This is a genomic window from Virgibacillus oceani, assembly GCF_041521345.1.
In the GTDB taxonomy this organism is placed as follows: Bacteria; Bacillota; Bacilli; order Bacillales; family Amphibacillaceae; genus Virgibacillus_N; species Virgibacillus_N oceani_A.
The window spans coordinates 36,660-61,209 of sequence record NZ_JBGOHB010000029.1; the positions used below are offsets into that span (position 1 = coordinate 36,660).

Sequence of the window (24,550 nt, forward strand, 5' to 3'; positions counted from 1 at the left end):
TCTCTCTTTGCGTTTGATTTTATTTTTCCACATACTTACTAAATCGTGTTTCCAGTCTATCTTGCATAAAAGAGATAATAACGCAGATCGGCCAGTAGATAAAAGCAACAAGTACATACATTGTCATGGCATCAAATTCTCGTCCGGCAACAATTTGCGTTTTCTGGAAGAGTTCAGGTACCGTAATAACTGCCGCTAAAGAAGTTGCTTTTACAATATCCATGAAAACATTCGTCAGCGGCGGGATCGCAATTCTGGTTGCTTGCGGCAGAATGATTTTCCTTAATGATTGGAAATAACTTAAATTAAGTGCTTTTGCTGATTCCCACTGACCTCTATCCACACTATTCAGTGCAGAACGGTCTATTTCCGCAATATACGCAGCACTATTTAAACCAAAACCGAGTGATGCCGCCACGACCGCAGTAAATTCTATCCCAACGACAGGCAAACCGTAATATAAGAGAAATAGGAAAACTAACATAGGTGTCCCTCGCATGAAGGAAATATATACGCGCGCAGGCCACCTTAGTATAAATTTGGATGAACTTCTGCCGAGTGCTAGCATTAATCCTAGAACCAGCCCCATCACCATACCAACAATGGAAATCAATAATGTCACAGGAAGACCACCAAGCACAAACGGCAAATTCTCCAATGCAAGTTCTATATCAAACAATCCCCCAAAATCAAACCCTTGAAAATCCATTGTTTTTCCCCTTTAATACAAATTTGCCAAAACCTCTATTTCTTATCATACAGGTTTCTTGTTTAAAGTAATACCGGTTAACACAGCTGGCCTCAAAGTTTCAAGGCTAAAATCAAAGCTCAAACTAAGTAAACCAACCAATTTAATCAGCTATATGCACATACGAAACAGACTACCCGTTGGAAGTGTCCCATCAATAAATGCAGTTATAAGTCAAGCCCTTCAATTTCTATAAATTCACCTTCAAGCTCCTGGGAAGCATCTTCCTCGTAAAATGTTTCAGCAAGCTCGGTTAACGTACCATCTTCGCGCATTTCAGCCAGTGCATTATTAATTTGTTCTGTTAATTCATCTGCACCTTTTTCCATAATAGCCGCCTGTGCATTTGGATGGAACCTGAGATCAGGATGCAAGTGAATATCAAAATCCGGAAATCCTGCAACACCAAATTTGGATAAGTAATAATCATTTACGACAACATCGGTTCTGCCATTATGAACATCACGTAAATATGCTTCATTCGGTGCATTTCCATACGTGATTACCTCTGCCCCAAAATGTTCTGCAATCTGACTGTAAATAGTTGTTGCTCCACCGCCTGCATCTTTTCCTTCCAAATCCTCCAATGATTCGATGCCTGAATTATCTTCTTCTCTCACTACCATAGTGGAATAAGAATATTTATATGGCTCACTGAAATTAAATTCTTCTTGTCTCTTGTCGGTAGCTTCAATATCATTGGCTGCTACATCAATTCTTCCGCTGTTAATGGCAGGAAGCATACTGTCAATTCCCATAATTTCAAAAGAAATATCAATATCTAACCGTTCTGCAACTTCTCGCATGACTTCTACATCATAACCTGTTAGCTGGTCCTCACTTTCTTCATCCCCATCATAAAATGAGGCCGCTAGTAAAGTTCCGGAAGTTCCCACAACAATTTCTCCGGCTTCTTGAATTTCTCCCCATTTATCATCTGTTACACTATCTTCATCGTCGCTGTTGTCATTCTCCCCTCCATCGCCGCACGCTGATACAATCAATGCTAACACTGTCATAAAAAGTAATAATTTTATCTGTTTCATCTTCTTCACCCCTATTGTTATATTAAAACCATAGTTTAGATTGTAACAACTTTATGACCTAAATTCAAAAGTTATACAAGCAATGTTTTACAACTCTTTTTTTTATTGATTATATTTCGTAGTGTGCCACGCTTATAAAATATTTTATAATCATTATAAATGAGCGCATTGCCGCTGTAAGTACGTTCCCTAACATCGAAAGCGGGGATTACCACCCTTTTCAGTGGTTTACTTATTTCGATTACCTGGTACTCGGTTCCGTTTTCACAACCCTTATGGGTTCTCCATCATTTGATTGAACTTACTGCGGGAGACTATGCAAAGGCAAAAAAAGGAATTACAGAAACCATTCGGTGTAAAGAGCTGAACGTGGAGACGCTTTTGATTATTACACCCATCCGGCAGTATCTATCGACTATTAGACAGAAGGTGCTATTCACTAAGTGATAAACTAAAATGCACCCCCACTTTTTATACAAGAGGAGGTGCATTATTCGTTAATATAATTCAATTGAAAATTCGTAAGTGCACGTTAAATGCCAGGTTATGATGATTTCACCCAATAAGCTGCTTCATTTTAAGATTGGGACGGCGGAAACTGATCTCCTTCATTCAGATTAATTTCTGTATTGTCCTGACTGCTATTGCCATATTGCAGCTTGTCCACTTTAACTTACCGCTTTCTGGTGCCTTTTCACCTGTTTAAACTATTGATTGTTAGCCATCTTATACAGCCTTCCTTTAAATTAGCTGACACAACCAAGGATACCCTGTAGACATTCAAACAAACATTTTAACTGATTACAATCAGGCTAAAAACAAATTTCACCTGCAATATTGTTTTTAAAGGGCTGCTCGTAAGTTTATCAGACAGACTTAACTAACTAATCAGCCAAATTGTTCTGTACTGGCCTTTTTCCTGATGAACGCGTTAAGCACTCCTCCAAGCATAATTATAATCCCGGAAATATACAACCAAAGCATGAGCACAATGATAGTACCAAGACTTCCATATGTAGCTGAATAATTGCCCAATGTATTCACATAAAAAGAAAATCCTAAAGACGTGAGCTGCCAGAACACGGTAGCGAATATCGCTCCCCATATCGCATTTTTAAAGTATATCCGTTTGCTTGGAGCCAGGACATACAGCGCAAGAAATACGATAAAAAACACAACGGACGAAATGACATACCTGAAGGATTCCCATATCGAAATGAATCCTTCCGACAATCCAAATAAGGAAAAAATATAAACACCTATCATTCTTCCAAAAACCGGGAGAAGTAAAGCTGTTATAATAACGATAATCATACCAATAGTAAGTACGATGGCAATCAGTCTCGACAAAATAAAGGAACGGTTCTCCTCCACCTCATATGCCCGGTTAAATCCCCGCATGAGCGCGTTTACACCATTGGATGCCGACCACAATGTAGCGATAATTCCAATAGACAATAATCCGCCGCTTTGCTGATGCATGAGCTGCTGGACGTTCGTCTCGAGTAATTCGCTAATCTGATCAGGAGCATACGTATTGATAAACGCAACTACAGCTATTTCGTCAAACGGGAGAAAACCGATGAGCGTAACCAATACCATTAAAAACGGAAAAAGAGAAAGGAGAAAAAAATAGGCCAACTGTGCCGCCAGACCAAAGACATCTGCCTTTTCTATTCTTTCATAAAGCTGTGTTCCCAAGGTTATTATTCTTTTCAATCATCCCACTCCCCAAAATTGAATACGCTGCATTTACTTAAAACCTGGTGTATACAGCAGGTAAAAGGAGTATTTTTAATTTTTCTTCATTAGGTTTTGGAGTTTAGTAAATGAAATCAGCTCTTTTTACCGATTACGACCAATTCGACTTCTGACTTCTAACCTACGGAGTGGCCGCCGAGATTTTCTTATACCGTGCTTCCCTCTCCCCATGCCAAATTATTCTATTCGGTCTGTCCTATTTTTATTAGTTAATTTATCCAAGGAATTTTCGACCTGCTCTAGCGCATTAATCGTATTTTCCGCACCGCTGGCGAAGTTTTTGTTAAATGTATCGAATGCAGTCCGAACGTTATGCACCGCTTCCGACGGGTTTTTCAGCATATAGCTTGAGCTTCGTTTCACAGAGCCTAATTTATGTTTTGAATACGTTCTTGTCTCTTTGTCAAATAAAGCAACTAATCCTCCAACAACTGCACCTGCTGCAATACTTAATACCAATTTTCTTTTACCCATTCTCATTCTCTCCTTTATGAAATGTATGTTTTTCCTTTATAAAATCCAATAACCTGCTACACCCTTCGGAAACAAGCTCATACGTATAATCAAAATTACCTGTATAGTATGGATCAGGAACATTTACATCACTGGGTTCATCCACAAAATCCATTAATTTGGCAATATAAGCTTCTTCTGTCTCTCTGTTTACCTTTCTCAAATCTGTTATATTATGCTCATCCATGGCAATAATATAATCAAATTCATTCCAGTCACCATAGTCCACCTGTCTTGCCAGCATGCCCTCAGAAGTGATGTTATACTTGTCCAGCAATTTTCTTGTTTCATCATGCGGCCTCTTTCCAATATGATAGTCACCGGTTCCCGCTGAATCAACGGATATTTTTACAGATAACCCCTCTTTTTCAAGCAGATCTCGAAATACTGCTTCTGCCATTGGAGAGCGACAAATATTTCCTAAACAGACAAACAATACGCGTACCATTTTAACACCTGCATTCCATTTTATCTCTATTATAAGCATTATTCAGCAAAATTCGCAAAGGTTACCTAAACAGGGAACTCCTAATGGTGTCTCACATTTTACAATTTTAATAAAATTTTATTAATGGCCTTGACAGCGGCGTGATTTTTTGGAATATTAGTACATACATATAACTATATCACTATAAAAAGGAGGAAAAGCATGCAGGGTTTTATTGATAGCATAGGAGCTTTTGTCTGGGGTCCGATTACATTGATTCTCCTGGTAGGAACAGGGGTTTACTTAACAATTCGGCTTGGTTTTCTGCAGGTAAGATCATTGCCGTATGCACTGAAATTGGCATTCAGCCCTGCCAGACAAGATAAGAAGTCAAAAGGGGACATCAGCCATTATCAAGCACTCTCTACCCAGATGGCAGCAACGATTGGTACAGGGAACATCGTAGGGGTGGCAACAGCTGTTATTCTGGGTGGACCGGGCGCAGTATTTTGGATGTGGGTGACAGCAGTTGTCGGGATGGCAACCAAATATGCCGAGGCGATTCTTGCTGTTAAATACAGGGTTGTTAACAGCAAAGGAGAGATGTCCGGGGGACCAATGTATTACCTGGATAAGGGGCTGAAGCAGAAATGGCTTGCCGTACTCTTCGCCATATTCGGGGCGATTGCTGCATTTGGAATAGGAAATACAGTTCAGTCAAAAGCTGTATCGGATGCATTAAACGATTCCTTTAATGTGCCAGCTATAGCTACAGGTCTTGTATTGACCATTTTAACCGGTTTGGTCATTATTGGAGGAATTAAAAGTATTGGGAGGGTTACTTCCTTTTTTGTACCCATCATGGCTTTGTTTTATATCACTGGCGGATTAATTATTATCTTTATGAATATCGATATCGTACCTGCAGCCTTCAATTTGATTTTCACGGATGCATTTACCGCACAGGCTGCTGGTGGTGGTGTATTGGGTACAGCTATCAGATACGGGGTAGCACGAGGTGTATTCTCCAACGAGGCTGGTCTCGGGTCAGCTCCGATTGCTGCCGCAGCTGCAAAAACAGACTATCCCGGCAGACAGGCACTTGTTTCCATGACCCAAGTTTTTATTGATACGATTCTCGTTTGTACCATCACAGGTGTTACGATCGTTATGGCAGGTCAATATGGAGGTGGCATTGAGGGCGGTTCATTAACGAATGCTTCTTTCCAATTTTTCTTAGGTGATACCGGTGGTATGATCGTTACGCTGGCCATTGCATTTTTTGCTTTCTCTACACTCATAAGCTGGTCTTATTACGGGGAGAAGTGCTTTGGATATTTATTCAAAAATGAAAACTTAATTCCTTATTACCGAATTTTCTTTGTGATCGTTGTATTTTTTGGAGCTATCGCCGAGCTGGCACTTGTATGGGGTGTCGCGGATATCTTTAACGCACTCATGGCAATACCAAACTTAATCGGACTATTGGGACTTTCCGGTGTAGTTGTCTATGAGACTAGAAGATTTATGAAGATAGCCAAAGAAGAAAAAGATGAGGAGCGGGCTAAAAAAGCAAGTGGAGCTTAATTTATCATTAAAATAAAAATCGAGGCTTCTGGTCCGTTGTAAAGGTTCGCTACCGTCGGAGAAACGGAGCCTACTATGACTATTCATATATGAATAATCATTTACAGTTCCTAAATTTGATAACACACAAAAAGGGGTACAAAATCGCAATGGTTTTGGTCCCCTTATTTTTGTTGTTAAATCACCGTTTCAGATGGAATTAACTCAATTTCCACATAACAATTAGCACTGAATTTGGTCGCATTACAATAGATGGTGTAAGTATACCAATGGGGGGGGTGTGAATTTATCCCCTTTTGGATTTTTCTTCTGTTAAATGGCCTTTATGCGTATTTGGTACTATTTCTTATTAAGGAATAGCACCATATAGTGCAATAAGAGAGGTGCTTCTATTAGCTGGTTCGTATTATAAGGTCAGCCGGTCATTGAACTGGTTGACCTTATTTTAATGGGTTTTTATGCTTAAGGTAGCCGGGGTAGGACGCTCGCGCCCGTGGGACATTGATCCCGTCCGTAATACTGTCCACCCCCTCCTTGTAGAAACATGTTTGAGGCTGGCTGGGACACGATCCCGCATAACAAGCGAAGCTATGACACTACAAGTGATGTAGGGGAGCACCGGCGAATCTATTAAAGGAGTTGTGATTCATATGGATCCTGTTATTGGTCTGGATGTCGCAAAAGGCGAAAGCCAGGTCCAAGCTTTTTTACAAAGGAAACAAACTTATAAGCAAAGCTTTAAATTTGCTCACGACCTACAGGGGCTTCACGTATTTCATCGTTTTTATCAAGAAGTGGAACGGGTTTCGGGTCAGCCTCCGGCTATCATCTTTGAATCTACCGGACACTATCATGAGCCTGTGCTTCAATTTCTTGAAAATCATGGTATAACGTATTATTTAATCAATCCAGTGGTTTCCTTTGAGGCCCAGAAAGACGAGCCTGCGTAAGGTGAAAACGGACAAAATCGATGCGTTTCATTTGGGAGAGCTGTACTACAAAGAGGACCTTGAGGTCTATCAAAGGAAAACAGAGTCGGCCTTGAATCTGCGTCTCTTGACAAGACAGCACAGCGCGTTAACAGACAGCTATGTTGAAATCAAGCTTCAATTTCAGGCTGCTCTGGATCAGATTTTCCCAGAATATCATGGCGTTTTTAGTGATCTTTGTGGCAACCTCTCGTTGAACATCTTACTGCACTATCCAACGTCAACAGATATTTACAAGGTTTCTCAAGAGACGTTGGCTGATGAAATGCGTCAATTCGGAGCGAGACGTTCCCAAACATGGTTTTTGGATAAAGCTTCTCAATTAAAAGATGCGGCAGAACGTAATCCTTTTCAATCTCCTGTTTGCCATGGTCATCTAGTCAGCTTGCGTATGTATATTCAAATGCTTTTTCAATATCAAGAGCACCTATCCAAGTTAAAAAAAGAGATAGATGCCCTGGCACAGACCTTTGAAGACTACAGATTGATCCAATCCATTCCTGGAATCGGAGATAAAATTGCAGCAACAATCATTTCCGAAATTGGGGACATCAATCAATTTCATTATGCCAAGCAATTGACTGCCAATGCAGGACTTGACCCAAGTGTTTTTGAGTCAGGCAAATTTAGATCCTCGATCAACCGCATCACGAAAAGGGGATCATCAAGATTACGTCAGTCCCTTTATACGGCTGTGCAATGCGGTCTAGCAAAAGAACGAAACAAGAAGCTTATCAGCTTTTATGATCGCAAACGAAACGAGGGCAAGCCCCATAAAGTAGCAGTGATTGCTTGTGCCAATAAACTCGTTCATTGGATTCATGCCATGTTAAAGTATCAGGAAGTTTTTGTAGATCAATCATAAAGTATTTTTTTTGCTAACATTCTGTAATCTTCTTGTTTTAGCATGAAGGCTATTTGGTGTGCTCAATTTTAGTGTAACATGTTTTTTTGAACTTCTTCACCCTTAAATGTTGACAGTTATTAGCTGGTATTCTTGAATCACGATAAATGGTTAGGCTGCACAAAAATAGCATAGAACTTGGTTATCACATTCTGAGCTACCAGTTATCTATAAGAATACTATCGAGTATTATACCTTTAGTGTTTTGTATGCCTTTCTTATTATTACAAGATTGAGCCAAAAAATTAAAAAAGGAATCACTACATGTAAGGATGCAAGAAATCCATGGGCAGTATAATATTGAATATTGGCAATGGCGAATATTGCAAGTGATAGCCAGGTTAGGTTCTTCGATAATTTCCCTACAAGACCAACTATAAACATAACAAGGTAAATGTATTTAAAAAGGGCAAAAGATTTATGTATCTCCCAATAAGTATAGTCTTGAAATACAGCAACTCCTGCCAAGTATACCTGAATTAATATACTTAATAATGCCAACCCAGATAAAACTAAATATAATTTTAAAAAGTTCTTTCTCATTTAAATCCTCCTACCATTTATTTGTAATTTCGATGCATTAAATCTCTTTTGATTGTACATCCCGAATACTGTATGTTTAGAAGGACGCACTATTCGATTAGCGCGCCTCTTTAGTTGAAGAACGAATTCTTTCAATACCCGTATCCCTGACGATTCATGGTATTAATAGTAGCTCTTAAAAATGGTTAGATTAATTGGTTAATGCATCTTTCAAAGCATCAGCCCACTCATTAGAAGAATCGAAATAGGATAGATGATGACCAGGGAATAAAGCCAACTCTGTCTGAAACTCTTTAGATAAAATTAGGGATGTGCGTGCAAAATATTTTTCTTTATGAAGTGATAAATCACCTGCTGCAAAAACCAAATGTACTTTACTGTCTATCAATTTTTGGATGTCAGGTTGATATTGGATAAATGGTTGCATTTCATCTTGCATTAGTATATCTGTGTTTTCAGCGTTTCTTTCCTGAAAATCCTCAGGAATATATGAAAAAGCACTTAAAGGAACGCCAACGGAGAAAGTAAATTTTGTATTTGCTATTTCAGGTCCTAGCCGGGTAGTTGTAGAATGAATATTGGCGAAAAAGGCTAACCATTTATCTTTATCCGGCAATACTTTAACTAAGGGAGGTTCATGAATCACAACCGTATTGACCATCTCAGGAAATACAGTTGCTAATTCCATAGCAATGATGGCCCCAGAACTATTTCCATAAATATCTGCTATTTCAGTATTTGTTGCTTCTAAAACAGCTGCGGCATCACGTCCTTGTTGAGCTACGTCAACATTATGAGGAGCACCCCAAACACTTCTTGAATTTCCTCTACGATCATATGTAATGACTTTATAGTCGTCAGCTAATTCATCTGCCACATACTTATAAAAGTCTGCATCACCGCCACCACCTGATACCAGGAGCAGGGGAGGGCCATCACCTCGTATTTCATAGTAAAGGCTTGCATCTTCATTTTCGACGAAGCCAGTTTGCACATCATGTCGGTCTGATTGAATCTGTTCTGGATAAAAGTTCGCAGTCATAATGATTGCGCCAAAAAAATATCCAAGAGCCATTGAAGCTGTGATAGCAATTGTAAGAATTGCTGAAACAATTTTTGTATAGCTGGTATGAGCTGCATTTTTTTTATTTAAGAAAACATTTCTGGTCCACGTAATAACAAGAGAAAGAACCAAAACACCCAATAACAGGGCATAGTCATTGCTTGTTAAGTATCCGTAGGGGAACAGATAAAAGATGACATCGATGAAAAGTACAATAATACCCCATTGTAAAATGACTGTGCCAATTGAATTACGAATTGACATTTTTTGTTCAGATAAAAAACGGGGTTGAATAAATCTTAATAAATAGAAAATCCCCCATAAAATTGTAGGCATGAGCATTAGTGATACATGAATCATATTTCGAGGGGGCTCTGCATAAAAACTGAAATTAAAAAGAACTAGAAACACTATTATTAAGTTTACTAGAATTATCAAATATGTAAAAATTAATACAGACCGATGTTTGTTAAAATCAATGATTGTAGTATTTTTGGTGACCTTTGAATACATAAACATAAGGGAGATCCACAGTACTATATTCAAAGCAATTAATGGTGAATCCATGCCATATAAGGAGTTCATATAACCACCCGCCTTCTTCTCGTTTAATGGTACTCCATCATTATAAACATTCTTTCTCCACTTAAACATAATCTCAGGGAGTATTTTCAATCAGACTGAGGACTGAGAATATTCTTTCGCTACTTGTGTTTTATTCAACAATCTGGCCTCAAGTGAATAAATTCACAATATCCTATATCTTCTTACTTAAATCATATCAGAAAATAAACAATTATTGTTCCTGTTTCCCACAATTATGGAAATAGTTTGTTGCGCAGTAAGCGTCTACTACGCTTCAAACAAATGTAGATTTTCTCTTATTCCACATTTCTGCCCCCTAAGTAAAAAGAAGACCATCACACTGACGCTCCCCTTGTTAAAGCAACGCACCCGTTAGCTTAATATTGGTATAACATTAATTACAGGTTCTTCATAAGGATGAATCCTTTTAATTAGTTCTTTCACTTCAGCAATGTTCTTCATTAAACACTTGAATTCCATTTTACATTCAGTCCCAAAGGAAATTTCACCTTTACTACCATTAAAAGGATTTGCTTCTTCTAAAGGTCTCCAGTATCCTTTTACGACAGAATACGAAACAACATTATCGTAAGCTCCCACAGTTAAAACGCCAATATCATTTAACTTATTTCTTAACTCCTCTATATATTCTTCTGGTAACAGCACTTCTACTTTTACAAATTCAAACTCCATTTAATCCCTCTATTTCGTTTTTAATATTTCACTAAAGCACCCAGTTAATGTAATTAGAAATTCTATTTAATAAGTGTTTTTACCATAGTATAATAACTGCTACCAGGAGGGTAATCTTTAATTTCACCTACAACTTGATACCCTTTGATTTCATAAAAAGAACGAGCTTGAAATTCAAAAGTGGTTAAAAGTGCTTTCTTTGCACCCTTCTCTTTGGCAAATTTTTCAGCCTTATCAAGAAGTTGTCCTCCCAAACCCTTACCTCTGTATTCCTCACGAAACCAAAAATCGTTAATCTCTATCCAATCCCAATAAACATCTGCACTTAAACCACCAATCCAATTTTTATTGGCATCCGATACAATAATATTTATTGGCTGTACAGCTTCTTTTTCCCTTACTTCTTTATGTTGTAAGGAATGCTTATTATTAAATTCTCTAATTTCCTTATGTAAAAAGGTTGAAAATTTTTCGTTAGTTTCCAATAAAACCTCTATATTATAGTTCATCTTCCTTCTCCCCATAGTTGATTTATAAATCGTTATTCCACAATCCTGCGTCGTTAGTTTAAGAACAATGCTTCACAAACTCTATATTTATTTTAACATAAATATTCTGAATACCTTATTATATCGATTGAAAATAAAATCAAATTATAATAAATATAAAAAGCACTGCAAATTGCAGTGCTGATTTGTTGTTATTAAAAGTGCTAGACACTATGTTATTTACTTGTTTGCTCCTCTGAAGAGAACCCGTTACCGTTATTCGGGTGCAGCCCTTTTTGATTCTGCTGCTTAAGCAATCGGCTTAATACAGGCAGCATCGTTATTTTTTGCCGAATTTACATAGGTATCCACATCATATGCGCTGAAATCTTCATCTTCCATTTCCTGCAAAAATTGATGGGCTTCTATTGGGTTTGCAAAATACTGTGCCACCCATTCATCTGCTTTTACTTTTGGAAGGACGATCGGCATCCGGTGGTGAATATCCTGCATAAAAGTATTGGCATTTTTCGTTAATATAGTACAGGTGAATAATGAATTGCCACCCTGTTCCCACTTGTCCCATAACCCCGCAAAGGCAAACAGCTCCCTGTTTTCAATCTGGATTCTTTTTGGCTGTTTACTAACATCTGTCTTTTGCCATTCATAAAAACTGTCAGCAATAATGAGGCATCTTTTTCTCGCCATTAATTTTTTAAAGGTCGGTTTCTCATGAGCTGTTTCACTCCGGGCATTAATCATTTTATATCCAATTTTTTCATCTTTTGCCCATGATGGTACAAGCCCCCATCGCAAATAACCTGCCCGCTTCTTTTTTCCGTCATAAATAATAGCCAGTACTTGCTGACCTGGTGCAACATTATAATTTGGCTCATACCCCTCTATACTTTCCTGCTGCAGGTCAAAAGCCTTTATAATGTCCAACTCATCGGCAAGGAGTGTGTATCTTCCGCACATGATTCAAACCCTCCTCATTTAAAATATACTTAAATCCCATTGATTGGCAATATGTCTTAGCAATCGCATACCTGCGATACTGTTTCCTTTATCATCAAGCGCAGGTCCATATACCCCAATACCGCAGCCATTTTTAAACGGCAGGTTTTCTGCCCGTACTCTCGGCGGGCTTACTGCAATGATCCCGCCAGAAACCCCGCTTTTTGCGGGGACACCAACATAGGCAGCGAATTTTCCTGATGCATCATACATTCCACATGTCAGCATTAGCGCTTTTGCCAGCCTTGCTACCTGCCGAGGGATAATTTCTTCCCCTGTCAGCGGATCCTCACCATCATTTGCAAGTACTGTACCAATTTTTGCTAGATCATCAATCGTAACCTCGATCGAACACTGTTTAAAATAAGTTTCCAAAGTAATATTTAAATCTGATTCCAGAAAACCTGTTTCCAATAGATAATACCCAATAGCGCGATTTCTCATGGATGAATCTCTTTCTGACTCATATACATCTATATCAATTTCGGGCCGATATCCCAGGATCCGTTCAAGCAAATCGAATAGCGGCTTTAATTTTTCATCTGATGTATTTCCTTCAAGCAGCGAGCTAACTGTGATTGCCCCCGCATTAATAAGTGGGTTAAAAGGTTTTTCCAGTTGCTGCCTCATCTCCAAATGCATGATCGAATTAAATGCCTGCCCGGTCGGCTCCACGTCCACCCTGTCCAATACGTAAGAAATACCGAGTTCCTTACAGGCAACAATATAGCTGAACACCTTTGAAATGCTTTGAATTGTAAAAGATATATCTGCATCACCGGAACGAATGGCCAAGCCATCACTGCCGAGTATGGAAATCCCCAAATGATTTTTATTTGCCTCTTCCAATATCGGAATATAAGAGGCAACATTGCCATCTTCCGTGTGTTTCCGGTAAAAAGAAACCCAGTCATCAACATAATTTTGCAGCCATTCTGTGGTCGTTTCCGTATTCCAATTAGCTACACCTTGAACCATTAGATCACCTCGAGTAGTCTGTGTATTTATTCTGTTATCATCATTATAGCCGAGAGTCTTAAATTATAAAGTAAAGTATTCCCAACATCTTTTTGACTCTTATTAATATTACCCTATATAGAAAAAGAATTACCTCACACTTAAAAGCTGTTAAAATATGTGACTTGTTCTTTTGTCCTACTAATAAACATGCACTCCAGCATATGTTATACGAGGATTCAGTGTAAATAAAAACGGCCATGATTCTATAAAAGAATCATGGCCGTTTTTATTTGCAGCAGGCTATGAACCCATCTGCATTTACCAGTTATTTTTATTTTCCAATAAACATTTGTGTCCAGTGGCTACCCTGTTCTACAAAGCCTACCCCAATATGGGTGAAATCACCATTCAGGATATTGGCGCGATGGCCTTCACTGTTCATCCAGGCATCTACAACATCTTGTGGGCTCTGTTGCCCTTTTGCAATGTTCTCTCCTGCTGTCTGATAAGAAACACCAAACTGCTGCATCATATCAAATGGCGAGCCATAATTTGGACTATTATGGTCGAAGTAATTACTTGTTGCCATATCACGTGATTTTTCACGAGCAACTTTGCTTAATTCAACATCTGCTTCCAGTGCTTGCAAGCCGTGCTTGCTTCTTTCTGCGTTTGTTAAATCGACAACTTCCTGCTCAAATTGACTTAGTTCAGAAGCCGCACTTTCAGCACTTTCCTCTTTTTCCTCTGTTGCAGTCTGCTCTGCAGGTGCTGCATCTTGCTGTTGGTTCTCTTCACCCTGGTGTTGATTCTCTTCATCATTCTGCCATTGAGGCTGCTGGTACTGGGTTATAAAGTTTTCACACAACTCATTTCCAGATAGATCCTTCTGCCCCCCATTAATAGAATAATAAGTTTTATATGAATTTTGCTGTCCCTGTTCTGAAGCAGATGCAGATACAGTGGAAGCAAAAATGCCACCTAATAAAATAGTAAATAATGCTGTGATGATGCTTAATTTTTTCATCATGCTTTTGCTCACTCCTTTTTTTGTATTGCATCATCATCATAGCATACGTTTTTTTGTCATATTTATGGCAAGGCTTGCCAATAGTTAAGGCTGGAAAGTGAAATAATTAAATTCCTACTCGCGCAAGTGGTTTATCAACACCATCTAACGGGAAAATAGGAAAAAGCTAAGTATAATGGTAATTATTACATATATCAGCCTGTTGACACCATTCAAACTAGCTACTTATATTACAAAACCCAAATATTTGTAACTAAAATGTTACTTGATTTCCCCCTTCATCATCCTTTAATTTATAATATAGTACCATTTTGTAAAAGCATTATTGTCAAAATGTGTCACTTATAATCACGCTTAAAAATAAGTACAACAAGAAGAAAATCTTTTGAAAACTTGGCTTATACTAAAAAGATTGTTGTAAACGTATTTTGCTTTCCTGGAAGCTTTTATACTTGAAGTATAACCCTTAGGCAAGATAATTTCACACCAAAAAATATAAACAATGGAGGATCAGATCATGTTATCCACGGCTGAAATAGGAATTGACCTTGGAACTGCTAATATACTTATTTACTCAAAATCAAAAGGAATTGTGTTGAATGAACCATCCGTTGTAGCTATTGATGTAAACACAAAAGACGTCGTAGCAGTTGGCAGTGAAGCAAAAGAGATGGTAGGAAAAACACCACAAAATATTATACCAATACGCCCATTAAAAGACGGTGTTATTGCTGATTATGATGTTACGGCACAAATGCTGAAGGAATTTCTGAAAAAAGTAAGTAAAAAAGTCGGCTTGTCCATGAGAAAACCCATTGTCGTTGTGTGCACCCCTACCGGCAGCACGACGGTAGAGCGTCGTGCCATCCATAATGCAATTACAGGATATGGAGCTAAGCAGGTCCATTTGATCGAGGAACCTGTGGCCGCAGCCATTGGTTCAGATCTTCCGGTGGATGAGCCATTTGCCAATGTGGTTGTCGATATCGGCGGCGGCACTTGTGAGGTAGGGATTATTTCCTTTGGCGGTGTTGTTTCATCCAATTCCCTGAGAATCGGTGGAGACAAAATGGACGAAGAAATCATCCACCATATCCGGAAGAATTATAATATTTTAATCGGAGAACGGACTGCCGAAAATATTAAAATTGAAATTGGCTATGCTCACCCGAACCATGCGGAAACAACAATGGAAATACGCGGAAGGGATATGGTAAGTGGGCTGCCGAAAACGGTAACTATTACTTCCACTGAAATCCACCATGCTTTAAAAGAATCACTCGAACAGATTCTGGAAACCATCCGGGCTACATTGGAAAACTGTCCGCCCGAGTTAAGCGGCGATATTGTCGATCACGGAATCGTGCTTACAGGCGGCGGAGCTCTTTTAAACGGCGTGCAGGAATGGCTTGCCAATGAAATATTCGTTCCTGTCCATATTGCACCAAACCCACTTGAATCTGTAGCAATTGGCACAGGGCGTTCATTGAAAATGATTACCAAACTGCAGAAAGCTGCAAAATAAATCAACTGCTGGACAAACTCGGTCGAATCGTGACAAAGTGCTTAAAACTTTTTCGAGCAACTTTAGACGTCTCGCGAGCAACTTTAGACGTCTCGCGAGCAACTTTAGACGTCTCGCGAGCAACTTTCAACGTTTGGCGGGACTAAACAGAAGAACGCATTATCCATTATTTACTTTAATAATGCGCTCAAACTGTTTACAAATCTTTCAGACAATTATATAATAGATTATAATAAATCATGTCTTAGAATTATTCCCATTCAAAAACACATGATGTAAGTTAGCAACAGGGGATCGTGATCCTTAAGAATCCCAACCACAGGAAACTGCCTAATCTGCTTCCAGTCCCATCTTAGGGCTGAACCGGCAGATGTAAGCCAGTTCAAATCATTGTTACAGCCTTTTTGACTGTAATTGGTTTGAATTGGCTTTTTTATTTATTTTAAAAGAAAAAGAGGTGAATACAACCATGTCTGGTGCATTAGAGCATATTCGGATTTTAGATTTATCCCGCGTGCTTGCCGGCCCTTATTGTACAATGATATTAGGGGATCTGGGTGCAGAAGTGATTAAAGTGGAAGCTCCGGGCGGGAGTGACGAAACAAGGAGATGGGGTCCTCCCTTCAAGAATGAAGTAAGTGCTTATTATTTAAGTGCAAACCGGAATAAAAAAAGCATAACTGCCGATTTAAAATCTGAAGAAGGCGTTGCGCTTATAAAAGAGCTGGCAAAGGAAAGCGATGTTATTATCAATAATTTTAAAACTGGTACGATGGAGCGCTTCGGTCTAGATTACGAAACCCTTGCAGCAATTAATCCCGGCATCGTTTTCTGCTCTATTACAGGGTTTGGGGAAACAGGACCAAACAAGGATATGCCCGGGTATGATTTTATTATCCAGGCGATGAGTGGATTTATGAGTATTACGGGGGATAAAAACACCGGTCAGCAAAAGGTTGGTGTGGCTATTACGGATGTTTTAACCGGTTTGTATGCTTGTATCGGAATTCAGGGAGCACTCCTGGAAAGAACGCAATCAGGCAAAGGTCAGAAACTTGATATTTCTCTATATGATTCTGCTGTAAGTGCACTTGTTAACGTAGGAAGCAATTATTTAATGTCAGGTGAAATCCCGCAAGCACTCGGCAATCATCATGCAAATATTGTCCCCTATCAGACGTTTATAACAGCCGACGGGGAAATGGTCATCGCGGTGGGGAATGACAATCAATTCAGCATGCTTTGCAAATTGATAGGAAAGCCGGCGCTTGCTGCCGACCCAAGATTTAAAACAAATCCAGACCGGGTGGAAAATCGGGAGACAATCGTTCCGTTACTACAGGAGGAATTTTTGAAGAAACCCACTTCATACTGGAAGGACCAATGCAAAATTAATAATATCCCCTGTGGACCCATTCAAAATTTAGCGGAGGTTGCGGAAGACCCTCAACTTCAGGCAAGGGATATGTTTATTGATTACGAACACCCTGCTGCCGGTGATATAAAAATGATTGGTAGCCCATTAAAGTTATCAAGAACACCTGTCAGTATAAGGCAGCACCCGCCGGATGCAGGTGAACATAATGAAGAAATATATTCAAAAATAAAAATGAATAAGGAGAGAATTTGACATGAATTTTGAATTTACTGAAGAACAAAAAATGCTGCGTAAGACGGTGAGAAACTTTACGGATAAGGAGATCATGCCGCATATTACCCAGTGGGACCGTGACGGCAAATTTGATCCCGAGATTATTCCAAAGCTTGCAGAACTCGGTTTAATGGGAGTATGTATTCCTGAAGAATATGGGGGCAGCGGCATGGATTATAACTCCCTGGCCATTGTTTGTGAAGAGCTTGAGCGCGGGGACACTGCATTCCGAACTGCTGTATCCGTGCATACAGGACTTAACAGTATGACCCTCCTGCAGTGGGGAAATGAAGATCAAAAACAAAAATATTTAGTACCTCAGGCGAAGGGTAAAAAAATTGCCGCTTTTGGACTGACTGAGCCAGGAGCAGGATCAGACGTTGCTGCCATGGAAACGAACGCTGTGAAAGAAGGCGATCATTATATTCTTAATGGACAGAAAACCTGGATCTCGCTTTGCGATACAGCTGATAACTTTCTCGTTTTTGTCTATACTACAGATCGCTCAAAAAAACATAAAGGTATTTCTGCTTTTATTGTGGAACGAACATGGGAAGGCTTTTCATCAAAAGCCACTAAAGGAAAACTTGGAATCAGAGCAGGAAACACCGGTGAAATATTCTTTGACAATGTAAAAGTACCTAAGGAAAACCTCCTTGGGGAAGAGGGTGAAGGTTTTAAAATTGCCATGTCTGCTTTGGATAATGGAAGATTTACTGTTGCATCCGGTGCAGTAGGACAAATCATGGCGTGCCTTGAAGAAAGCGTGAAATACTGTCATGAGCGTGAAACCTTTGGAAAGGAAATCGGTAAACATCAGCTTGTGCAAAAAATGATTGCTGACATGGAAGCCGGTCTGCACATGAGCCGCCTCCTTGTTTATCGTGCAGGAGAGCTAAAGAATCAAGGAAAACGAAACACAAGAGAAACATCTCTCGCTAAATGGCAGGCATGTGATTTTGCTAATAAAGCAGCAGATGATGCCGTGCAAATCCATGGAGCATACGGATTTTCCGATGAGTATCCGGTAGAACGCTTCCTCCGTAACTCGAAAGCGCCAGTCATTTACGAAGGCACCCGAGAAATTCACACGGTGATGCAGGCAGAGTACGTACTAGGCTATCGCGAAGATAAAGCATTGAATAAAATGCTGCCGGCTTGGAAAGAAACCGAATACGTAAAATAAATGGGGTATTCGGAATATAGTGTGGAAAGAGGGCTAAAAGGAACCCTCCTCCATTGCCTTAGTTAGTGTGGAAAAATCAGCACCATAGATTTCTTCATACACCCATTCATATCCAGATTGTGTCCAGTTTGGTAATTGATCAGGTAACATTTTTCCGAAAGTAACATCAACTTCTTTGAATTTCCTTTTAACAGAACGATTGACATCCATATCAGACAAAGTTTCAAAAAACGTTTCATTGCACGCTCGACATTTATAACGCTGCCGTTTTATATAAATTCCAACACGTTGAGCGTGCATTGGTAGGTAGAAAAATAACTGCTTCTTTTTACCGTGCTTATATAAGTTTGCAACAGTACCACATTTTGGGCAGTACGATGGAAGTGAAGATATTGTTTCTACAAGTAATCGATAATCATCCTCACTTTCCGTCACGTCGAGAATATTTAGTTTTGGCAGGTTGAGCATATTTGATTGTCATTCATACTGTTCCTTTCTTAGTAATCCAATGATTTACGTTTACTGTTGCTTTGAAATAAAGTTTGATCATTTTCTGCTTGAGTTATTTTATTTAAACACCCGACTCTTGCATATACGGATGTTTTTGACAATCGAAAAGTGCCAAGTTTTGCAGCGATGAAATTTGCCTATATACAGCAAAAAGGTTTATGCATAGGTTTGACACGGAGCCTCTATGGGCATGATTCCTTGCGAAAGGGCAAAGGCACAGGCTTCGCAGAGGCTGGTAAGCCTATCATACCCACCTCTCCATGTCAAACCAGTTTCTTTTTGCTGCATAAAATGTGGCTGCAAAACTGAGCACTTCTACTTTGCAACAAACATACGGGTTGTTCGTTTAATTATCAGGCATTGAAAAAGTTGTGTTACGACCATTACTATTTTCTATTTTGAAAATCACAACTAAAACCACGCCTTTTTTCCAGCTTCTTTCTGTTCGTCAGGAGTCATTTCTTTAACTGTTTGTGTAATCTGCCACTCGTAGTCAAACGGATCTATAGCTGTAAACAATCGATCACCCCAAAACTCTTCCATTGGCTCAGTTGTGATTACACAATCTCTTTCTTTAAAAAATTCATAGATAGAATCTAAATCTGGAACGGCAAGCCCAATCTTTACACCAAGCCCTCTAGGACCCTTTTTAATATTTCTTTCTCGTACTGTATCTGGATTAGGAAGTCCTTCTAAAATACCTACTTCTATAACGCTAGAACCATAAGAGAGAATGCACATAAGTAAATTGCCATCCTCATCTGGGATACACATATGCTCTTTAAAACCAATACCTTGATAAAAATGAATCGCCTCTTCAATCCTATGCACTCGAATACCTATCATAAGTGGGGCATCGGGCATTTCTTCATTATTAGAAGACGTGCTTTGGTGATAGACATTTTTCATAATAAATCCCTCATTTCACTTTGATTAACAGAGCACTTCCACAGTAAAACCTCCAGGGGCTTCGACATAAAAGGTATAGCCATGGGAGTGTTGTGGAGGCTCTACATCAAAACCATCCTCCTTCAGTTGTCGATTGATCTTGTCCACCTGCGCTTCATTTTCCTGATGGAATCCAATATGGAACGTTTTTGGATAGCGTACCTCGCGCCCCTGCATTAAAGTGAGTATGAAACCATCCTCATCAAACACTACATCAAAGCCCTTTCCTCGCTCGGCATCCCCCATCATACCAAAATAGGTCTCTAAAAATTTCCGCGTAGCCGGGACATCTGTTACCGTAAGGTTGAGGTGATTGAGTTTCATATTACCATCCTTTCATTGATTTTTTAAGAATCCTTCTTCCTCATTATATGTCATTGATGCAAGTGATAATGTTTTGGTATAATCGGGTTAATATTTATGTATTTTAATTAAACTATCCGTCACATAACTTTAATGTTTTAGTTAAATCTATGGGAATGAAGGAATGAGTGAAGTATGTATTATAAACCGAAGGAGATCGCAAATTCGCTTAATATAAGCACAAGCGCTCTCCGCCATTACGAATCGTGGGGCATTGTTCCAACTCCAGAACGGGCAGAAAACGGCTATCGGTTGTATACTGAAATTCACTTTGCTTACTTTCGTTTTATCCGCGCAATGTTTCCAACTCTTAGCATGCGCGTAATATCAAATGTACTTTCTTATATACAACAAGAGGAGGTAGATGCAGCATTTTGGATTTTAAATGAGGAGCAAGCAAATCTGCATCAAGAGAAAAGGATTGCTGAGCATACGCTTGAGATCCTGAATAACCCTGATATGATAAAGTTAGATAGGAAGAAAATTAAAGATGAAATGACGATTGGAGAAGTTTCGGAATTAGCGGAAGTAACGACATCGGCCATTCGGCACTGGGAGAAAGAAAGACTGATTGTACCGAATCGTAATCCTGAAAACGGGTATAGGTTGTTCACGCGCACTCATCTTAGACAAATACTTCTCATTCGTGTAATGCGAAGTATGGTGTATTCTCTTGAAGACCTAAAAGAAGCCGTAAAATCTGTTGAACAACACACTGTCATACAAGCGAGAAAAGTGACACAAGAAGCTTTGGAAAGCATCAACCATCGAAATCGTTCCCAACTACATGGAATTCATGAGCTATATAATTTGTGTAAAGTGATTGGACTGCTGTGAAGAAGCAAAGAACTTAAACGATATGTTTTCAATAGCTTGCTTTTAATCAATCATGATCTTTTCAAAAGGATTACTTGATGTTCTTCCACATCATTTTCCGATTTATGATTTTAAAAAAATCATAAGCTTAAGTGTATTTTCCACACGAAAATCCGAATACCCAATAAATCTCCTTAAAACAGTCAATTAATCTACAGTACCTGGCTATTGAAATATTTACATCAGGTGCGGTATGATTATAAAAAGGAGGGTTCAGATATGTTCGAAAAGTTAACCAAAAGTATTTATGTTAACGGCGAATGGCAAGCCGTAGACGAACAGCAAACAGAGACGGTATATAATCCCGCAACTTTGGAACCGGTAACAAAGGTAGCTAACGGTGGGAAAGAAGAAGCCGAAGCGGCGATCCGGGCAGCTTCCAAAGCATTTCCTTCATGGAGTGAAATGCCAGGCCGGAAACGCTCACGCATTTTATACAAAGCATCTGAGCTAATGACAGAAGATGCCGAGCGATTGGGCAGAATTCTAACGATCGAACAAGGCAAGCCTTTAAAAGAGGGGATTGGTGAAGTAAAAGGTGCAGCCGCATTTCTGTTATGGTATGCAGAAGAAGCAGCCCGCGGCTACGGAGAATGGCTCCCATCATCCGTAAAGTCAAAACGAATGCTTGTTATCCCAAAACCCGTCGGTGTCGTTGGTGCCATTACACCATGGAATTTCCCATCATCCATGATTACGAGAAAACTGGGTCCCGCGCTTGCTGCAGGGTGTACCGTTGTATTGAAACCATCTGAAGAAACACCGCTATCTGCCATTGAAATCGTGAAAATTTTTGAGAAAGCAGGAATGCCAGAGGGGGTTGTCAACCTGGTAACAGGAGATGCCCAAGCCATCGGGAATGCCATGCTTACCCATAAAGAAGTCCGCTTAATTACTTTTACAGGTTCAACTGCAGTAGGTAAATACCTGATGCGGGAAAGTTCCGAGCATGTGAAAAAATTATCCTTAGAGCTCGGCGGACATGCCCCAAGCATTGTATTTAAAGATGCGGATATAGACAAAGCCGCCGAACTCGTGTTAGCAAGCAAATTCAGAAACAGCGGCCAAACCTGTATATGTACCAACCGCTTGTTTGTGCATGCATCGATAGCTGATCAGTTCACTGATGCGCTAAAGGAAAAAGTCGAGAAAATGAAAGTTGGTTCCGGCATGGAAGAAGGTACGGAGCTTGGACCATTGATCAATAAAGCAGCCTCTGAAAAAGTACACAGCCATATGGAAGATGCTGTGGAAAGAGGAGCGAAAGTTGTGTCTGGCGGCGGGTACTGGGAAGGAGATCTTAATGGACACTTCTATAACCCTACCGTTCTATCGAATATAGATGACGATATGAAAATTATGAATGAAGAAACATTCGGTCCAATTATCCCCATCCAGACATTCGAGGATGAAGAGGATGTGATCCAAAAGGCAAATGATACAGATTACGGATTGGCAGCCTATGTCTTCACGGAAAACACCAACCAAGCAATCAAAGCATCTGAAAAACTGGATTATGGAATTGTTGGCGTGAATGATGTGTTCCCTGCCACGCCTGAAGCACCATTCGGCGGAATTAAGCAATCCGGTATTGGCAAGGAAGGCGGCCACCATGGGATGGCTGAGTTTCTGGAAGAAAAATATATTTCCATAGGTATTGAATAATTGGTTACATCCAAAAGAAAGAAGCCCTCTACATGTCATAAGGGTGCAGTTTTGAAAGAGATAAAGCTAATAACAATAGAAGTACACAATTAGTAGATCTCAACTTCAAATGAGCCTATAAAAGCAAGAACACAAGGATTTTTTCTGTGGTTTGATAAAGGAATTATTAAAAGTTGCCCTTTTTTATGAAATGCCGAACAGCTTTGTTGTTTAATCCTTAGCATGCAGTCAAAATATACAAGGGACGGTTCATATGCTTATAACAAAGCTTATGAACCGTCCCTATATGTCATCTTATTATTATTGCATTAAAGCTCCGTTTGCCTCTGGAATGTTATCCTTGTTAAGAATATTCATTTTACAAAAGTATTCCAGGAACCTTTCAACTGCTTTGATTTCTTCTTCATCCGTTTTTAATGCAATGATATCTTTTAAAATCTGAGCGGTCCAAGGATTATCAAAATAACGATATTTACCTGAATTCCATGCCATTCGGTGAGGATAGGTCTTATTGACATAATAATTCCAAAAAAGCATTTTCTCAGTTTCTTGATCCGTAAGCTTGATTCTGAATTCCGCATGAGCCGGAACCATGCCATCCTCGTTAAGCTCGCCGGTAAACATTTCATTCACCATGTAAAGACCGATTATCTGTCTATCTGCTTCGGGTTCATCCGACTTTCTTGCAGTCAGAATAGCTGCGCTGTTCGGGCGTAGTCGAGCAGGTCTATGCGGCTCACCTTTATTTTTTCCGCTTTGAATATTGCCGGCAGACACTTGCCAATCGATAAATGCATTTTCCTGTTCTTCTCCATCCAACCAGAAAACAATTTGTGAGCTTTCATGAATTTTATGGTTCTTCAATTTTTCCCTGCGCTGCTGTTCAAGCGCCTGCCGCTCTTTTTCTGCTTTACGTTTCTTTTCAAGTTCTTCCTTTTCCGCCTTTCTTTCAGAGATGACTTTCTTCAGGGACTTTGCAGTGTCCGGATCTTTTAGTGTAATAAATTTTCCAAAAGCATCAGGGTAAACGAACTTTTTAACCTCCTGATTAAATTCAATCGTGATGAAAGATTCATCCTGATCCACGACATCTCCTTCACCATAGACTTTATGAGTTATTTCTTCATTTAGTAAATTCATTAGCCCACTCTCCCTGGATATTTTAGATAGGCGTTTACTTTTATCCTATAATTTGCTAACCAGTCCGCCTTCAGTAAAATCATTTAACCGAATGAACGAAAAATAATGTCCAAATTTAAAAAATCGCACCCAAATTCTGCCTAAAAGAAGTTGTGCCCGATCATCGATTGTTATCAAAAAATTACTGTTATTATATATTATCATATATTGGTTCATTGTAAAATGAAATGCAACAGCTAAATAAATAGAAAGCCATCGTGAAACCACGTATAATTAAGGTTGACAAAAACACAAACCATACGGAGGTAATTCACGATGACTCAAAACCATTC

General features: G+C 39.3%; 23 protein-coding genes and 1 pseudogene. 7 read left to right on the forward strand and 17 right to left on the reverse strand.

The window, feature by feature from the left end:
- Positions 1–19: 19 nt before the first annotated feature.
- From ACDX78_RS18145 to ACDX78_RS18170, 6 genes are all read right to left on the reverse strand, one after another.
- Positions 20–709: an amino acid ABC transporter permease gene (locus ACDX78_RS18145; RefSeq protein WP_486029577.1), complete on the reverse strand. Its 690-nt coding sequence runs from the start codon at positions 707–709 to the stop codon at positions 20–22.
- A gap of 206 nt (positions 710–915) precedes the next feature.
- Positions 916–1,794 carry a transporter substrate-binding domain-containing protein gene (locus ACDX78_RS18150; protein WP_486029578.1) on the reverse strand — a complete coding sequence of 293 codons (879 nt, stop codon included), beginning with the start codon at positions 1,792–1,794 and terminating at the stop codon, positions 916–918.
- Between the two features lie 577 nt (positions 1,795–2,371).
- The gene (locus ACDX78_RS18155; protein ID WP_486029579.1) at positions 2,372–2,461 is read right to left on the reverse strand and encodes a YjzC family protein; all 90 of its coding nucleotides are present in this window, start codon (positions 2,459–2,461) and stop codon (positions 2,372–2,374) included.
- A gap of 221 nt (positions 2,462–2,682) precedes the next feature.
- A complete protein-coding gene (locus ACDX78_RS18160) occupies positions 2,683–3,513 on the reverse strand; it encodes a YihY/virulence factor BrkB family protein (RefSeq protein ID WP_486029580.1) in 831 nt (276 codons plus the stop codon).
- A gap of 219 nt (positions 3,514–3,732) precedes the next feature.
- Positions 3,733–4,029, reverse strand: a complete 297-nt coding sequence (locus ACDX78_RS18165; protein ID WP_486029581.1) for a YtxH domain-containing protein — start codon at positions 4,027–4,029, stop codon at positions 3,733–3,735.
- Positions 4,022–4,516, reverse strand: a complete 495-nt coding sequence (locus tag ACDX78_RS18170; RefSeq protein ID WP_486029582.1) for a low molecular weight protein-tyrosine-phosphatase — start codon at positions 4,514–4,516, stop codon at positions 4,022–4,024. Before ACDX78_RS18170 ends, ACDX78_RS18165 begins: the two co-directional genes overlap by 8 nt.
- Positions 4,517–4,717: 201 nt before the next feature.
- Here ACDX78_RS18170 and ACDX78_RS18175 point away from each other — a divergent pair, with 201 nt between their 5' ends.
- Both ACDX78_RS18175 and ACDX78_RS18180 read left to right on the forward strand, forming a co-directional pair.
- Entirely contained in the window at positions 4,718–6,082 is a 1,365-nt protein-coding gene (locus ACDX78_RS18175) for an alanine/glycine:cation symporter family protein (protein ID WP_486029583.1), read from the forward strand.
- Positions 6,083–6,732: 650 nt separating this feature from the next.
- Positions 6,733–7,936, forward strand: a pseudogene (locus ACDX78_RS18180) (IS110 family RNA-guided transposase).
- A 228-nt stretch (positions 7,937–8,164) separates the two neighbouring features.
- Here the strand turns inward: ACDX78_RS18180 and ACDX78_RS18185 are convergent.
- The 7 genes from ACDX78_RS18185 to ACDX78_RS18215 form a co-directional block, all read right to left on the reverse strand.
- Positions 8,165–8,518, reverse strand: a complete 354-nt coding sequence (locus tag ACDX78_RS18185) for a DUF6220 domain-containing protein (RefSeq protein ID WP_486029584.1) — start codon at positions 8,516–8,518, stop codon at positions 8,165–8,167.
- A gap of 190 nt (positions 8,519–8,708) precedes the next feature.
- Positions 8,709–10,166 carry an alpha/beta fold hydrolase gene (locus ACDX78_RS18190; RefSeq protein ID WP_486029585.1) on the reverse strand — a complete coding sequence of 486 codons (1,458 nt, stop codon included), beginning with the start codon at positions 10,164–10,166 and terminating at the stop codon, positions 8,709–8,711.
- A gap of 372 nt (positions 10,167–10,538) precedes the next feature.
- Entirely contained in the window at positions 10,539–10,859 is a 321-nt protein-coding gene (gene cutA, locus ACDX78_RS18195; RefSeq protein ID WP_486029586.1) for a divalent cation tolerance protein CutA, read from the reverse strand.
- Positions 10,860–10,921: 62 nt separating this feature from the next.
- Positions 10,922–11,368 (reverse strand): GNAT family N-acetyltransferase, encoded by a 447-nt coding sequence (locus tag ACDX78_RS18200; RefSeq protein ID WP_486029587.1) that lies wholly within the window; start codon positions 11,366–11,368, stop codon positions 10,922–10,924.
- Between the two features lie 288 nt (positions 11,369–11,656).
- Positions 11,657–12,325, reverse strand: a complete 669-nt coding sequence (locus ACDX78_RS18205; protein WP_486029588.1) for an SOS response-associated peptidase — start codon at positions 12,323–12,325, stop codon at positions 11,657–11,659.
- 18 nt (positions 12,326–12,343) lie between these two features.
- Positions 12,344–13,342, reverse strand: coding sequence for a glutaminase (locus tag ACDX78_RS18210; RefSeq protein WP_486029589.1), 999 nt, complete (start codon positions 13,340–13,342; stop codon positions 12,344–12,346).
- A 313-nt stretch (positions 13,343–13,655) separates the two neighbouring features.
- Positions 13,656–14,354 carry a CAP domain-containing protein gene (locus tag ACDX78_RS18215; protein ID WP_486029590.1) on the reverse strand — a complete coding sequence of 233 codons (699 nt, stop codon included), beginning with the start codon at positions 14,352–14,354 and terminating at the stop codon, positions 13,656–13,658.
- Positions 14,355–14,871: 517 nt separating this feature from the next.
- On the opposite strand from ACDX78_RS18215, the gene mreBH reads away from it, so the two are divergent.
- From mreBH to ACDX78_RS18230, 3 genes are all read left to right on the forward strand, one after another.
- Positions 14,872–15,879: a rod-share determining protein MreBH gene (gene mreBH, locus ACDX78_RS18220; protein ID WP_486029591.1), complete on the forward strand. Its 1,008-nt coding sequence runs from the start codon at positions 14,872–14,874 to the stop codon at positions 15,877–15,879.
- Positions 15,880–16,348: 469 nt separating this feature from the next.
- Complete coding sequence (locus ACDX78_RS18225) at positions 16,349–17,509, forward strand: CaiB/BaiF CoA transferase family protein (RefSeq protein ID WP_486029592.1); 1,161 nt, start codon at positions 16,349–16,351, stop codon at positions 17,507–17,509.
- A gap of 1 nt (position 17,510) precedes the next feature.
- Positions 17,511–18,716, forward strand: a complete 1,206-nt coding sequence (locus ACDX78_RS18230; RefSeq protein ID WP_486029593.1) for an acyl-CoA dehydrogenase family protein — start codon at positions 17,511–17,513, stop codon at positions 18,714–18,716.
- A gap of 33 nt (positions 18,717–18,749) precedes the next feature.
- On the opposite strand, the gene ACDX78_RS18235 is transcribed toward ACDX78_RS18230, so the two are convergent.
- From ACDX78_RS18235 to ACDX78_RS18245, 3 genes are all read right to left on the reverse strand, one after another.
- Positions 18,750–19,184: a transposase family protein gene (locus ACDX78_RS18235; RefSeq protein ID WP_486029594.1), complete on the reverse strand. Its 435-nt coding sequence runs from the start codon at positions 19,182–19,184 to the stop codon at positions 18,750–18,752.
- A gap of 453 nt (positions 19,185–19,637) precedes the next feature.
- Positions 19,638–20,135, reverse strand: coding sequence for a VOC family protein (locus ACDX78_RS18240; protein ID WP_486029595.1), 498 nt, complete (start codon positions 20,133–20,135; stop codon positions 19,638–19,640).
- 24 nt (positions 20,136–20,159) lie between these two features.
- The gene (locus ACDX78_RS18245; RefSeq protein WP_486029596.1) at positions 20,160–20,498 is read right to left on the reverse strand and encodes a VOC family protein; all 339 of its coding nucleotides are present in this window, start codon (positions 20,496–20,498) and stop codon (positions 20,160–20,162) included.
- Between the two features lie 174 nt (positions 20,499–20,672).
- Between ACDX78_RS18245 and ACDX78_RS18250 the strand changes: the two genes are divergently transcribed.
- Positions 20,673–21,374, forward strand: a complete 702-nt coding sequence (locus ACDX78_RS18250) for a MerR family transcriptional regulator (protein WP_486029597.1) — start codon at positions 20,673–20,675, stop codon at positions 21,372–21,374.
- Positions 21,375–21,632: 258 nt separating this feature from the next.
- A complete protein-coding gene (locus ACDX78_RS18255) occupies positions 21,633–23,078 on the forward strand; it encodes an NAD-dependent succinate-semialdehyde dehydrogenase (protein ID WP_486029598.1) in 1,446 nt (481 codons plus the stop codon).
- 300 nt (positions 23,079–23,378) lie between these two features.
- Here ACDX78_RS18255 and ACDX78_RS18260 read toward each other — a convergent pair whose 3' ends face one another.
- Complete coding sequence (locus ACDX78_RS18260; protein WP_486029599.1) at positions 23,379–24,218, reverse strand: malate synthase; 840 nt, start codon at positions 24,216–24,218, stop codon at positions 23,379–23,381.
- Between the last annotated feature and the right edge of the window lie 332 nt (positions 24,219–24,550).

Excerpts from the sequence above, each read along its gene's own strand:
- ACDX78_RS18170 (WP_486029582.1), bottom strand. The coding sequence starts at position 4,516 with ATGGTACGCGTATTGTTTGTCTGTTTAGGAAATATTTGTCGCTCTCCA.
- ACDX78_RS18235 (WP_486029594.1), bottom strand. The coding sequence starts at position 19,184 with ATGCTCAACCTGCCAAAACTAAATATTCTCGACGTGACGGAAAGTGAG.
- mreBH (WP_486029591.1), top strand. The coding sequence starts at position 14,872 with ATGTTATCCACGGCTGAAATAGGAATTGACCTTGGAACTGCTAATATA.
- ACDX78_RS18190 (WP_486029585.1), bottom strand. The coding sequence starts at position 10,166 with ATGAACTCCTTATATGGCATGGATTCACCATTAATTGCTTTGAATATA.
- ACDX78_RS18230 (WP_486029593.1), top strand. The coding sequence starts at position 17,511 with ATGAATTTTGAATTTACTGAAGAACAAAAAATGCTGCGTAAGACGGTG.
- ACDX78_RS18250 (WP_486029597.1), top strand. The coding sequence starts at position 20,673 with ATGTATTATAAACCGAAGGAGATCGCAAATTCGCTTAATATAAGCACA.
- ACDX78_RS18200 (WP_486029587.1), bottom strand. The coding sequence starts at position 11,368 with ATGAACTATAATATAGAGGTTTTATTGGAAACTAACGAAAAATTTTCA.
- ACDX78_RS18255 (WP_486029598.1), top strand. The coding sequence starts at position 21,633 with ATGTTCGAAAAGTTAACCAAAAGTATTTATGTTAACGGCGAATGGCAA.
- ACDX78_RS18225 (WP_486029592.1), top strand. The coding sequence starts at position 16,349 with ATGTCTGGTGCATTAGAGCATATTCGGATTTTAGATTTATCCCGCGTG.
- ACDX78_RS18175 (WP_486029583.1), top strand. The coding sequence starts at position 4,718 with ATGCAGGGTTTTATTGATAGCATAGGAGCTTTTGTCTGGGGTCCGATT.
- ACDX78_RS18205 (WP_486029588.1), bottom strand. The coding sequence starts at position 12,325 with ATGTGCGGAAGATACACACTCCTTGCCGATGAGTTGGACATTATAAAG.
- ACDX78_RS18165 (WP_486029581.1), bottom strand. The coding sequence starts at position 4,029 with ATGGGTAAAAGAAAATTGGTATTAAGTATTGCAGCAGGTGCAGTTGTT.
- ACDX78_RS18260 (WP_486029599.1), bottom strand. The coding sequence starts at position 24,218 with ATGAATTTACTAAATGAAGAAATAACTCATAAAGTCTATGGTGAAGGA.
- ACDX78_RS18150 (WP_486029578.1), bottom strand. The coding sequence starts at position 1,794 with ATGAAACAGATAAAATTATTACTTTTTATGACAGTGTTAGCATTGATT.
- ACDX78_RS18245 (WP_486029596.1), bottom strand. The coding sequence starts at position 20,498 with ATGAAACTCAATCACCTCAACCTTACGGTAACAGATGTCCCGGCTACG.
- ACDX78_RS18210 (WP_486029589.1), bottom strand. The coding sequence starts at position 13,342 with ATGGTTCAAGGTGTAGCTAATTGGAATACGGAAACGACCACAGAATGG.
- ACDX78_RS18145 (WP_486029577.1), bottom strand. The coding sequence starts at position 709 with ATGGATTTTCAAGGGTTTGATTTTGGGGGATTGTTTGATATAGAACTT.
- ACDX78_RS18215 (WP_486029590.1), bottom strand. The coding sequence starts at position 14,354 with ATGATGAAAAAATTAAGCATCATCACAGCATTATTTACTATTTTATTA.
- ACDX78_RS18240 (WP_486029595.1), bottom strand. The coding sequence starts at position 20,135 with ATGAAAAATGTCTATCACCAAAGCACGTCTTCTAATAATGAAGAAATG.
- cutA (WP_486029586.1), bottom strand. The coding sequence starts at position 10,859 with ATGGAGTTTGAATTTGTAAAAGTAGAAGTGCTGTTACCAGAAGAATAT.
- ACDX78_RS18185 (WP_486029584.1), bottom strand. The coding sequence starts at position 8,518 with ATGAGAAAGAACTTTTTAAAATTATATTTAGTTTTATCTGGGTTGGCA.